General features: G+C 67.8%; 13 protein-coding genes and 1 tRNA gene. 5 read left to right on the forward strand and 9 right to left on the reverse strand.

The features are described 5' to 3' along the window. Position 1: 1 nt before the first annotated feature. The 3 genes from ACTQ49_RS11650 to ACTQ49_RS11660 form a co-directional block, all read right to left on the reverse strand. Positions 2–979 carry a hypothetical protein gene (locus tag ACTQ49_RS11650; RefSeq protein ID WP_441828009.1) on the reverse strand — a complete coding sequence of 326 codons (978 nt, stop codon included), beginning with the start codon at positions 977–979 and terminating at the stop codon, positions 2–4. A 160-nt stretch (positions 980–1,139) separates the two neighbouring features. Further along, positions 1,140–3,329: an NADP-dependent isocitrate dehydrogenase gene (locus ACTQ49_RS11655; RefSeq protein WP_441828010.1), complete on the reverse strand. Its 2,190-nt coding sequence runs from the start codon at positions 3,327–3,329 to the stop codon at positions 1,140–1,142. Between the two features lie 130 nt (positions 3,330–3,459). Further along, entirely contained in the window at positions 3,460–4,074 is a 615-nt protein-coding gene (locus tag ACTQ49_RS11660; protein ID WP_441828036.1) for a TetR/AcrR family transcriptional regulator, read from the reverse strand. Positions 4,075–4,346: 272 nt separating this feature from the next. On the opposite strand from ACTQ49_RS11660, the gene ACTQ49_RS11665 reads away from it, so the two are divergent. The 3 genes from ACTQ49_RS11665 (at position 4,347) to ACTQ49_RS11675 (ending at position 5,192) form a co-directional block, all read left to right on the forward strand. After that, positions 4,347–4,425, forward strand: a tRNA-Gln gene (locus ACTQ49_RS11665). A gap of 134 nt (positions 4,426–4,559) precedes the next feature. After that, the gene (locus tag ACTQ49_RS11670; protein WP_441828011.1) at positions 4,560–4,988 is read left to right on the forward strand and encodes a DUF6941 family protein; all 429 of its coding nucleotides are present in this window, start codon (positions 4,560–4,562) and stop codon (positions 4,986–4,988) included. Between the two features lie 3 nt (positions 4,989–4,991). Continuing rightward, a complete protein-coding gene (locus ACTQ49_RS11675; RefSeq protein ID WP_441828012.1) occupies positions 4,992–5,192 on the forward strand; it encodes a DUF4258 domain-containing protein in 201 nt (66 codons plus the stop codon). A 106-nt stretch (positions 5,193–5,298) separates the two neighbouring features. Here ACTQ49_RS11675 and ACTQ49_RS11680 read toward each other — a convergent pair whose 3' ends face one another. From ACTQ49_RS11680 to ACTQ49_RS11705, 6 genes are all read right to left on the reverse strand, one after another. Then, positions 5,299–6,720, reverse strand: a complete 1,422-nt coding sequence (locus ACTQ49_RS11680; RefSeq protein WP_441828013.1) for an IS1380 family transposase — start codon at positions 6,718–6,720, stop codon at positions 5,299–5,301. A gap of 176 nt (positions 6,721–6,896) precedes the next feature. Beyond that, positions 6,897–7,121, reverse strand: a complete 225-nt coding sequence (locus ACTQ49_RS11685; protein ID WP_259557797.1) for a DUF2283 domain-containing protein — start codon at positions 7,119–7,121, stop codon at positions 6,897–6,899. Between the two features lie 3 nt (positions 7,122–7,124). Next, entirely contained in the window at positions 7,125–7,649 is a 525-nt protein-coding gene (locus tag ACTQ49_RS11690; RefSeq protein WP_441828014.1) for a DUF4258 domain-containing protein, read from the reverse strand. Further along, a complete protein-coding gene (locus tag ACTQ49_RS11695; protein ID WP_441828015.1) occupies positions 7,640–7,975 on the reverse strand; it encodes a hypothetical protein in 336 nt (111 codons plus the stop codon). Before ACTQ49_RS11695 ends, ACTQ49_RS11690 begins: the two co-directional genes overlap by 10 nt. Positions 7,976–8,217: 242 nt before the next feature. Next, on the reverse strand, positions 8,218–9,663 hold the full coding sequence (locus ACTQ49_RS11700; RefSeq protein ID WP_441828016.1) for an IS1380 family transposase: 1,446 nt from the start codon (positions 9,661–9,663) through the stop codon (positions 8,218–8,220). A 95-nt stretch (positions 9,664–9,758) separates the two neighbouring features. Beyond that, a complete protein-coding gene (locus ACTQ49_RS11705) occupies positions 9,759–10,457 on the reverse strand; it encodes a hypothetical protein (RefSeq protein ID WP_441828017.1) in 699 nt (232 codons plus the stop codon). Between the two features lie 74 nt (positions 10,458–10,531). Here ACTQ49_RS11705 and ACTQ49_RS11710 point away from each other — a divergent pair, with 74 nt between their 5' ends. Both ACTQ49_RS11710 and ACTQ49_RS11715 read left to right on the forward strand, forming a co-directional pair. Further along, positions 10,532–10,759: a helix-turn-helix domain-containing protein gene (locus ACTQ49_RS11710; protein WP_441828018.1), complete on the forward strand. Its 228-nt coding sequence runs from the start codon at positions 10,532–10,534 to the stop codon at positions 10,757–10,759. Between the two features lie 55 nt (positions 10,760–10,814). Then, entirely contained in the window at positions 10,815–10,985 is a 171-nt protein-coding gene (locus tag ACTQ49_RS11715) for a hypothetical protein (protein WP_441828019.1), read from the forward strand. The last annotated feature ends 43 nt before the right edge of the window (positions 10,986–11,028 follow it).

Here is an 11,028-nt window from a genome sequence, read left to right on the forward strand (position 1 = left end):
GTCAGGTCGGCAGCGGCGAGGTGGGGGCAGCCGTCGGGCTTGGCTCCGGCGTGTTCGAGGTCGAAGCGGACGGGCTGCCGGTGGGAGCCGGGGAGGCCGTCGGGCTGCTGGTGGCGGTGGGGCTGGGCTCCGTGGTGGGCGACGGATCCACCGGCAATGGCGGTTCGGTCGGTTCCACCGGGATGCGAGAGACCGGGGGTTCGCTGGGTGCCACGGTCTCCACCGGAGCAGATTCGCTGGGAACCGGTTCGACTGGCTGCGGACCGTAGGTCGGCGACGGAGTCGAGCTCGATTCCTCGGTGGGTGCGGGCTCCGGCGTGGCGCTGGGCATCGGCGTGGCTGTGGGCTCCGGCTCCACGGTCGGATCCGGCGTGGTGACGGGGTCCGGGTCCACGCTGGGCTCCGGCGTGGTGCTGGGCTCCGGCGTGGTGCTGGGCGGCGTCGCGGGATCCGTGGTCGACGGATCGTCGGTGGGAGCGGGCGTGGCCGTCTCCCCCGGGAGGTTCGGATCCATCGACGGGGTGGGAGGCTGCGACGCACCCGGCTCCGTGGTCTCGGATGCGGCACCGGTCGGGGAACTCGCCCCACCCGGCATCGGGGTCACGTCACCCAGCGGGGCGGGCTCGGACTCATCCGCGCTCGGGGGCACGTAGGTGGCGATCGACGGACCCATCTCGTCCGGGCTCAGCGGGACGTGCGTCGCCTGGAAGGATGCCTCCTGCGACGAGACGGCAGTGGGGATGGTCGAGACCACGCGACCGGCGCGCACGGGCGCGCTGGCAATCGTGGGACCACCGGGCTGCGGGACCGCGGGGGTGGAACGGTCATTGGGATTCGACGGATCCGGCCCCTGGCTGTTCGCCGGGTCCGAAGGCACATTCGACGGCACCAGGGAGAACTGGGGGGCGAAGAGGTTGATCGCGGCCGAGGTCCCGACGGCAGCAATGAAGACGATCGACCCGGCACGGGCGATTCTCATGGTCTACCTCCGGACAGCGCCACGGACGAAGGGAGCGGGGGAGATGGCGCTGGACATGGCGCACTCTACCCCAGACCGGGGTGAGGCTCTAATGGACGAACGACCCAACGGGACGGGCCCGGGCCGAATGGCCCGGGCCCGTCCCGTTGGGTCCTGTCGATCACTTCAGCAGGCCGAGAGCCTCGTTGAAGGTGACCGAGGGGCGCATCACGGCGCTGGTCAGCTCGTCGTTCGGACGGTAGTAACCGCCGATCTCCACGGGCTTGCCCTGCACGCCGATCAGCTCCTCGGAGATCTTCTCCTCATTCTCCGAGAGGGCCTTGGCGAGCGGGGCGAAGGCCTCGGCCAGCTCGGCATCGGCGGTCTGGGCAGCCAGCTCCTGGGCCCAGTACATGGCCAGGTAGAAGTGCGAACCACGATTGTCGATCTGGCCAACCTTGCGGGCCGGACCCTTGTTGTTGTTCAGCAGGTTCTCCGTCGCCTTGTCCAGGGCGTCGGCGAGCACCGCCGCGCGCGGGTTGTCATCCGTGTTGGCCAGGTGGCGCAGGCTCTCGGCCAGGGCCAGGAACTCACCCAGCGAGTCCCACCGCAGGTAGTTCTCCTCGACGAGCTGCTGCACGTGCTTGGGGGCGGAGCCACCGGCGCCGGTCTCGAACAGGCCGCCGCCATTCATCAGCGGAACCACCGAGAGCATCTTGGCGCTGGTGCCCAGCTCCAGGATCGGAAAGAGGTCGGTGTTGTAGTCGCGCAGCACATTGCCGGTCACGGAGATGGTGTCCTCGCCCTTGCGGATGCGGTCGATCGAGAACTTGGTGGCCTCCACCGGGCTCATGATCTGGATGTCCAGACCGGAGGCGTCGCCGACGACCTCGGGCATGGCCAGGTACTTGTTGACCAGCTCGATCAGGTTGCGGTCGTGGGCACGCTCCGGGTCCAGCCAGAAGACGGCCGGGGTCTGGGAGAGGCGGGCGCGGGTGACGGCCAGCTTGACCCAGTCGCGGATCGGGGCGTCCTTGGCCTGGCAGGCGCGCCAGATGTCGCCAGCCTCGACGTCGTGCTCCATCAGCACCTCGCCCGCAGCGTTGACCACCTGCACCTTGCCGTCGGCCTGGATCTCGAAGGTCTTGTCGTGGCTGCCGTACTCCTCGGCCTTCTGCGCCATCAGGCCCACATTGGGGACCGAGCCCATGGTGGTGGGATCGTAGGCACCGTTGGCCTTGCAGTCGTCGATGACCACCTGGTAGATGCCGGCGTAGGAGCTGTCCGGGATCACCGCGAGGGTGTCCTGCTGCTCGCCCTTGGCATTCCACATCTGGCCCGACGTGCGGATCATGGCCGGCATCGAGGCGTCGACGATCACGTCACTGGGCACGTGCAGGTTGGTGATGCCCTTGTCCGAGTTCACCATGGCCAGGTCGGGGCCGTTGGCCAGCTCCTCGTCGAAGGAGGCCTTGATCTCGTCGCCATTGGGCAGCTGGGCCAGTCCGGCGAAGATGCCGCCCAGGCCGTTGTTGGCGCTGAGGCCCGCGGCCTCCAGGTCCTTGCCGTACTTCTCGAAGGTGTTCGGGAAGAAGGCCTTGACCACGTGGCCGAACAGGATCGGGTCGGAGACCTTCATCATGGTGGCCTTGAGGTGGGTGGAGAACAGGACGCCCTGCTCCTTGGCCAGCTTGACCTGCTCGGCCAGGAAGGCGTCGAGGGCCTTGGCGCGCATCACGGTGGAGTCGACGACCTCGCCGGCCAGCACCGGCAGCTTCTCCTTCAGGACCGACACGGTGCCGTCGGCGGCCACGTGCTGGATCTTGAGGGTGTCCTCGGCGGGCATGATGACCGACTGCTCGTTGTGGCGGAAGTCATCGGCACCCATGGTGGCGACGCTGGTCTTGGAATCGGCGCTCCAGGCGCCCATCGAGTGCGGGTTCTTGCGCGCGTAGTTCTTGACGGCCAGCGGAGCACGACGGTCGGAGTTGCCCTCGCGGAGCACGGGGTTCACGGCCGAGCCCTTGACGGCGTCGTACTTGGCCTTGTCCTCGTCGGAGGCGGTGTCGTAGTCGGGCACGTCGACGCCCTGGGCCTGCAGCTCCTCGATCGCGGCCTTCAGCTGCGGGATGGAGGCCGAGATGTTCGGCAGCTTGATGATGTTGGCCTCGGGGGTCTTGGCCAGCTCGCCCAGCTCGGCGAGGGCATCGGCCTGCTTGCCAAAGGCGGCGGCGATGCGGCCTGCCAGTGAGATGTCACGGGTCTCGACCTCGACGCCCGCGGTGCCCAGGTAGGCCTGGACCACCGGGAGCAGGGAGTAGGTGGCCAGCAGCGGGGCCTCGTCGGTGTGGGTGTAGATGATCTTCGCCATGGGCTCGGGATTCCCCTCGAATCGACTGGACGGACTTGACGTCACTTCACGGGGCTGGCAACCGTGCCAGCCTTCATGGCCACACTAGCGGACGGCTGGGACGCCGCGCCGTGCTCGTGCCGCGATGCCGTCACTTGGGGGGCATCTCCCGAACCGTGAGGCGCGGTTCGGGCACCAGGTTCGCCATCCCATTCCAGGCCAGGTTCACCAGGTGGGCGGCCACGACCTCCTTCGACGGTTCCCGGGTGTCCAACCAGCTCTGCCCGGCCAATGCCACCAGCCCCACCAGCGCCTGGGCATACAGGCCCGCGTACGTCGGATCGAAGCCGTGCCGCTGCAGCGGTTCGGCCAGCAGGTCCTCCACCCGCGAGACGATGTCGCTGAGGATGCTGGCAAAGGATCCCTGTGCGGCCACGACGGGGGAGTCCCGGGCCAGGATGCGGAAGCCGTCGGGGTGCTCGTCGAGGTAGTCCATCAGCGCCAGGGCCCCGTACTCGATGAGGTCTCGGGAGGTGGCTCCGGGCGTGGTCAGGGCCGTGCGGATCGCCTGGTGCAGGCGCTGCGATTCGCGATCCACCACGACGGCGTAGACGCCCTCCTTGCCGCCGAAGTGCTCGTAGACCACGGGCTTGCTGACCTCGGCGCAGGCAGCGATCTCCTCCACGCTGGTCCCCTCGAAACCCTTCTGGGCAAACAGGGTGCGAGCCACGCTGACCAGCTGCTCGCGGCGCTCGGCGGAGGTCATGCGGATCCGTCCGCGCCGGGCGCGACCCGTCGAGGTGTGCCTGCTGACGGGAGCCGGGTCAGGCCTGGCGGGATCGTGCGGGGTCTGCGGGTCGAGCATGCGCCCCATGTTCCCACACCCCTAGGGGTCAGCTCCCGTGGCCTGCCGACGCCCGCGTCGCGGCGCGAACGTCGGTGCCCCGTGCGTTGAGGTGCGCCCACCCCAGCCCGGTGCGTAAGGTAAGGGCAGTCCATCCCGCATGGACGTGTGCGCACGGCTCGCCGTGTTCATGATCCCCGGTTGGTCTGCCGGCAGGGCCCGCCTGACTTTGAATCAGGACTAGCGACGTGAGTTCGACTCTCACCCGGGGAGCGGAAAGTTTTACCAGTAAGGAAAAGCCTCGACTTCGGTCGGGGCTTTTCTTGTGCTTGGGCACAAGTCTTGGGCACAACTGGTCAGTTCGGGCCGAGGCAGCGTGTACTCAGTTGGGCTGCTAGATTCGCGCCATGACCGAACCGGCCGCCGTTGAACTGGACTACGCCTTCCCCGCCCAGTGGGCGCGCGTCAACGCGGATGGCACTCTGACGGCAGTGGACGCGAGCTTCCTTCGGGTGACGGCTCCCTTGGGGCTGCCGATGTCCTTTGCCGTTGCTGCTCGGCTCCGCTTCAGGGGCGGTCTCACCGCATGTGACTTCCGTGTGGAGGTTCGCCCGCCGCAGGGTGCCGCTCTGACGTTCGATGGTCGGATCGATGCAACGGGTGCCCCCCAATATGGTGAAGAGCAGCGTCGTCACATGTTGGTGGCGCTCAACAGTGGCATGGTTGTTCAGGAGTACGGGGTGGTGACCATCGAGCTGTTCTTGGATGACCGCTCTGTGCGGACGCTCATGTTCGAGGTGGTACCGTTGCCCGACACTCAGCAAAGCGCTGGGTGACCGATGGCTATAGGTCGGCTGACGACTCACGCGAAGCAACGTATGCGGAAACGCCGAGTGTCAGAACGGGAAGTGGACGAGGTTCTAATGAAACCCGACTCCGCGCAGTATGACCCGGATGAAGATAGCTTCCGGTTGGAGCGCAAGCTCTCACAGGGAACGCTTAAGCCTCGATCCACCGATGGCGTGGGTGGGGTGAGCTGATTTCGCGGAGGGCCGCGGTGGTGGTTTGAGGGCAGGGCTGTTTTCCTGACCTCGCTGTCGGGGTGTTCCACGTCGGGTGTTCGGTCGCGCCGTGATGGCTGGGTGGTCAGGGAGAGAGCGTTGCTGGTGGGCCGCAGCCGTGGTTGAACAGGCGGGTCCACGCGGCTTCCCAGGGCCAGGCGGTCGGCAGGTGCAGGGTGACCCGTCGGGCTGAGGACGCCACCCGCGCGGGGACGGTGATCAGCTTCGCGCGGATGGTGGCGGTGGTCGCGCGGGCGAGGTCGCTGCCGGCGATGGCGGCGGCGGTGCGGGTGAGGTTGAACGCGATGACCGCCAGCACCAGCCAGGCGGCGTTGGCGGTGAACTTCCCGGAGGGCAGGTGGGCCAGGGCGGAGCTCTTGAGGTCGGCGTGGACCTGCTCGATGATCGCGTGCCCGCGGTGGGTCTTGTCCGCCGCGACGGTGTCCAGGTCGGCGGGGTCGGTGGTGGTGAAGAAGGCGTGGAAGCGCCACGTGTCGAACAGGGTGCCCTGTCCAGCGGCCTTCTTCTTCTCGGCGTTGAGGTCGGGGATGCGGCGCACCACCAGGCGCCCGGTCACCTGGTCGGTGGCCTTCTTGGAGGTGAACGCGGTGAAGGGCACCTCGGCGACCTCGGCCCGCGACACCCACGTGCCGCTGACCTCGTCGAAGATGGCGTCGGTGTACTCGATGGGCGTCCACGCTTCTTGGCTGATGGTGGCGATCGCGGCCTTGACCTTGGGGTCCAGGCGCACGGTGATCGACACCTGGGCCCCACCACGGAGCGCGGCACCGACGGTGGGCGCCCCATAGAACGCGGAGTCCGCCCGCAGCAACGGCTTCACATCTGAACGGCCGTGCAGGGTGCTGACCGTCTTCAGCGCGTCGGCGACCAGCCGTTTGGCTCCGCGCGGGGACCCGCACGAGCCCTTGCGCAGCCGCTGCGCCACCACCACCGGCGCTGACCCGGAGGTGGTGACCGTGGCCAGCAGCGCGTTCAGGCCACGGACCCCGGAGTAGCCGAACCCGGCGCCCTGCTTGGCGTGGCCGTGGACCTCGATGATCGTGTCATCGATGTCGACCAGCACCCGTGTGCTCGTGCCGTCGCGCCGGACCTGCGCGCCCTGGCCGCCCGCAGCTGTGAGGTTGGCCAGGAACCTGGAGGCGACCGCGTCGAGCTGGCGCACGTGACCGAACGTGAACGCCCGCAGGAACGACCCCAACGTCGACGGCGCGTACGCCCGGGCGAAGACCCGGCCCATCCCGCCGTGCCGCAGCAGCGCCATGTCATCGATGCTGTCGGCGCCGGCGACCATCCCCGCGACCAGGGAGGCCACCTTCAACCCGGCGTTGGCGCCCTTGTCACCCGGCACGCTCAAGTGCTCACCGGCCAGGCGTGCGAGCCCTGCCGAGTCCGCCAGTGCAAGGACCGGGACCAGCCCGGCCGCCGACACCAGGTTCGGGTCATCGAACACCGCCGACGTCGCCGCGCGGGTGTGGCAGAGTTTCATCCCAGAGATGCCCTTCCGGGTGGGTGGTTTGGAACTGTCGCAAGAACCAATCTCCCAGCACGGCAGGGCATCTCGTCGTTACGGCACGCTCAAAGGCCCGAGCTCATCGGTGGATCGAGGTTAAGGCATGACTGACGAACCCCTGCGAGCTTCGTGTGCCCGGGGATCGTCGCGGCTTACTTTGGTTCAGCAGCGGCGATGACGGACGCATGTAATGCGTCCGAGGCGAAGAGAACTTCTAGTCCGAGCAGTTTCCCATCAGTGTCGAAGTCCAAGATGAACTGGCCTGCGACGTCTCCGTCGTGGGTCAGCTCGACCTGATGTGTAGCTTCACCGGGAGCGATACTGTCGACCACCATCAGGTAGGCGGCGTCCGCGTCACGGTCGTACGTCAGTCTCATTCTTCACCCCTTCGTGACGGTGATAATGTTGCCGGTCTTGTTGTCGACGATGACGCGGATTCTGTTCGCGCCTTTACCCTGTGTAAAAACTGAGGTGCCCTTCTTGCCCGCAGTCCTCACGCCGTTCTGAACAACCTGCTTGATGAGGGCTTGGCTCACTCCGCGGGCCGCGGCCTGAGTGATCGCGTGACGAGTGAGATGTCCCATAACCATCAGCGCGGGAACCCAGAACGGGTCAGCCACGATCGGGAACGCGGTGGACGTCGAGGGGTGGACTCGCTGGATGACGGTGTTGCCGGCGATGGTGTAATCAGTCGGCACAGCAACGCCGTTGCGGTCTACAGCCCAGGGCGGTGCGATTGTGCCCGCAAGGTCACCATCCGCGGTGCGGACGGTGATGCCACCGTCTTCAAGCGGGAAGAGTTCGAACGCTGGGTCCACGTCGAACCGGTACTCGCGGGGGCTGTCCGACGTAGCGATGTGAAACAGCGCCCGGAACGCGCCGTCGCCCTCGTCCTTCACCGCCACCCGACGCCATCATTGACTGTCACGGCGGAGACCCCCACGTCGTCCGGCGCGGACCGGTCGAACGACAGTGAGAACGACTGCGCTTCGTCCCCGGACGGGGCACTGACAACGCCGCCCTGCACTTCGACCTGGCCCTCGGGAACACTCGCGGTGTCCATGTAAACCTGAGGCTGCGTCGCCAACGCGCTTTCGAGGTGCGTCTCTGCATCGTCCACGACAGCGGCGGAGGAGGTCGAGTCCTCAGCGGTCGCGGAGGTCGTTCCCGAGGCGACCATAGCCACCGCAACAAGCGATGCGAGCGCTGCTTTCGGTATCAGTTTTCCCATTGACGGATGATTCCTCTCTGCGTGGTCCTTGAGCGGTTCCGCTCAGGGGCGGGTCAAGTCCCCGGGAGTGTAGCGCTTCGCGTTCCTTCTAGTTCGGATTAGCCTCGATCCACCGATGAGCAGGTCCAGGACTGCCTGATCGGGTTGGCGTGCTGATGCCCGGGTGGGGGCGTGGGTGATCGCCCGGCCTCGCTGCCGGGGTGTTCCACGGGGTGTCGCTCGTGCCGTCTCCGGCGGGGTGGTCAGGTCCGTGGGGGCGCTGCGGGTGGCCCGCAGCCGAGCGTGAACAGTTGGGTCCAGGCGTGTTCCCAGGGCCAGTCCTTGGGCAGGTGCAGGGTGACCCGTCGGGCGGAGGACGCGACGCGGGCGGGGACGGTGATCAGCTTGCGGCGGATGGTCGCGGTCGTGGACTTGGCCAGGGCTGGCTCGCCGGTCACAGTTGCTGCGGCGCGGGTGAGGTTGAACGCGATGACGGCGAGCACGAGCCAGGCGGCGTTCGCGGTGAACTTCCCCGACGGGAGGTGGGCCAGGGCGGAGTTCTTCAGGTCGGCGTGGACCTGTTCGATGATCGCGTGGTGCCGGTGCGCCTGGTCCGCGGCGACGGTGTCCAGGGTGTCGGCGGGGACGGTGGTGAAGAACGCGTGGAAGCGCCACACGTCGAACAGGGTGCCTTGCCCGGCGGCCTTCTTCTTGTCGGCATTGACGTCGGGGATGCGGCGCACGACGAGCCGGCCCGGGACCTGGTGGGCCTTCTTCTGCGCGGCGAACGCGGTGAAGTCGATCTCGGCGACCTCGGCGCGGGAGATCCACGCCCCGGTGGCCTCGTCGCGGATCGCGTCGGTGTACTCGATCGTGGTCCACGCGTGTTCGTCGATGCCGGCGATCGCGGCCTTGATCGTGGCGGTCAGCCTCACGGTGACGGACACGTCCGCGCCACCGGCCAGCGCGGCCCGGACGGCGGGGCCACCGAAGAACGCGGAGTCCATCCGGACCAGGATGGCCCGGTCCGCCCCGAGCAGGCGCCGGGCTTGTTTGACGGCGTCGCCGATCAGCCGGGCCGCACCCCGCGGGGAACCACACGAGCCCTTGCGTAGCCGCTGGGCGACGATGACCGGCGCGTGTCCGGCGGTGGTGAGGGTGGCCAGGAACGCGTTGAGCCCGCGGACCTTCGAGTAGCCGAATCCGGCGCCCTGCTTCTGGTGGCCGTGGACCTCGATGATCGTGTCGTCGACATCGACCAACGCGTACTCGCCCGCCGTGGCCGGGGTCGAGGCGGGTCCCGGCGCGGCGACCGGCCCGAGCAGGCGGGTCCGTGCGGCCAGGGCCAGCAGGAACCTCGCGGCAACCGCGTCGAGCTGACGCACGTGCCCGAACGTGAACGCCCGCAGGAACGCCCCGAGTGTGGAGGGCGCGTACGCCGAGGTGAACACCTTGGCCATCCCGCCGTGCCGTAGCAGCGCCATGTCATCGATGCTGTCCGCGCCGGCGAGCATCCCACCGACCAGCGAGGCGACCTTCAGGCCGGCGTTGGCGCCCTTGTCCGTGGCCACCGTCAGCCGTTGGTCAGCCAGCACGCGTAGGCCAGCGGCGTCGGTCAACGCCATCACCGGGACGAGCCCGGCGGACGAAACGAGGTTCGGGTCGTCGAAGACCGCGGAGGTCCGGGTCAGGGTGTGAGAGAGTTTCACCTACGAGATGCCCCTTGTGTGCGGCGTGGATTGAAGCGTGAAGAACTCCAATTCTGCTGCAGCACAGGGGCATTCTCACGTTCCGACGCGCTGGATCACCTCACATCGCCCTGCGCATCGGTGGATCGAGGCTTACTGGTGTTCCTCATGTCGCTCGACGGCGCCTTGCCGTCCGGGCTGCTGGTCTTGGTTGTCTTCCTGCTGGCCGACGACTGGTCGTCGTCGGTGGTCTGGGTGCGCGGTCGTCCGCAATCAGCGGGCGGCAGAAGACCCGCGTCTCGCGTCTTGCGGGTCCACTTGTCGACGGCGTACTTGCTCACGCCGAATTGCTGGGCCAGCTGCACTCGCCGCGTGATCCTGGTCCCGTCGGCCGTGACCAGGACGGCAGGGCAGGCCTCGAAGGCCTGGGCGAAGGCCTCCAGCGTGGGAGGGTCACCCTCCAATGCCACCATGCCGGGTGCGCTGGCTGCCTCGCGCATCGCGTCGTCAAGGTGCGCGCCCGGTGGGGCCATGGCGGCATCGCGTCGGGCCAGGGCTGAGGCTGCCACCTCGACGAGATAGCCCACTGGCGTGGCCTTGAGCACGTCCACCGTGACGGTCCCGTGGATCGTCAACGACTCGATGGCGCGTCGGTCCGGGGTCAGCACGACTTCCCATGACCAGCCGCGGGGGTCGCTGACGAAGACGACGTCTTCGGGGCCCCACGAGATCAGCGCGTCCGCGTCGGGGTCGAAGCGTCGCCCCTCGCGTCGGTAGGGCGTCACCGCCCAACGTTCGTAACTGCGTCGGTTCATAAGTACAAAGGTAAACGCTTGTATTTTGCCCGTCAAGACGTGACAGTTGATTCACAGTCACTCACGACCACGACATGAGGAGCACCGAGACCATGACCGCCACTGCTACCGCGGCACCCGCCGCCGCTGACCTGGATCACCTGCACGAGGTACCCGACGTCGCCCGCCGCCTGGGCTGCGCAGACCGCACCATCTACACCCTGGTCAAGAAGGGCCAGATGAAGTGCGTCCGCGTCGGCCGCCTGGTCCGCATTCCCGAATCGGCTGTGCGCGAATTCATCGCCGCCGGCGGCGCCCGCTGATCCACCCACCTGTTCGCCTGGCAGTAGGGCCGGAACATCACCGAGAGGAAGCGCCGTGAATCCGGCCAAGAAGAACCACCACGAGACCGCCGCGCGGGGAAGCCTGCCGCCGTGTGAGAGCGCCGAGCTGCTGAAGCGGCTGAGGGCTGCTGAAGAGGCAGGCCACGAGCGCGTTGCCGCTGAGCTGCACGCCCTGATCCTCGCCGCTGGAGGTGCGTCCCGATGAGCTTGGAAATGGAGCGGGGCGCCGCCTCATCACAGAACGACGC

The sequence above is a fragment of the Luteococcus sp. Sow4_B9 genome, from assembly GCF_052116585.1.
In the GTDB taxonomy this organism is placed as follows: domain Bacteria; phylum Actinomycetota; class Actinomycetes; order Propionibacteriales; family Propionibacteriaceae; genus Luteococcus.

Excerpts from the sequence above, each read along its gene's own strand:
- ACTQ49_RS11675 (WP_441828012.1), top strand. The coding sequence starts at position 4,992 with ATGGCTATAGGTCGGCTGACGACTCACGCGAAGCAACGTATGCGGAAA.
- ACTQ49_RS11650 (WP_441828009.1), bottom strand. The coding sequence starts at position 979 with ATGAGAATCGCCCGTGCCGGGTCGATCGTCTTCATTGCTGCCGTCGGG.
- ACTQ49_RS11685 (WP_259557797.1), bottom strand. The coding sequence starts at position 7,121 with ATGAGACTGACGTACGACCGTGACGCGGACGCCGCCTACCTGATGGTG.
- ACTQ49_RS11710 (WP_441828018.1), top strand. The coding sequence starts at position 10,532 with ATGAGGAGCACCGAGACCATGACCGCCACTGCTACCGCGGCACCCGCC.
- ACTQ49_RS11695 (WP_441828015.1), bottom strand. The coding sequence starts at position 7,975 with ATGGGAAAACTGATACCGAAAGCAGCGCTCGCATCGCTTGTTGCGGTG.
- ACTQ49_RS11670 (WP_441828011.1), top strand. The coding sequence starts at position 4,560 with ATGACCGAACCGGCCGCCGTTGAACTGGACTACGCCTTCCCCGCCCAG.
- ACTQ49_RS11680 (WP_441828013.1), bottom strand. The coding sequence starts at position 6,720 with ATGAAACTCTGCCACACCCGCGCGGCGACGTCGGCGGTGTTCGATGAC.
- ACTQ49_RS11655 (WP_441828010.1), bottom strand. The coding sequence starts at position 3,329 with ATGGCGAAGATCATCTACACCCACACCGACGAGGCCCCGCTGCTGGCC.
- ACTQ49_RS11660 (WP_441828036.1), bottom strand. The coding sequence starts at position 4,074 with ATGACCTCCGCCGAGCGCCGCGAGCAGCTGGTCAGCGTGGCTCGCACC.
- ACTQ49_RS11705 (WP_441828017.1), bottom strand. The coding sequence starts at position 10,457 with ATGAACCGACGCAGTTACGAACGTTGGGCGGTGACGCCCTACCGACGC.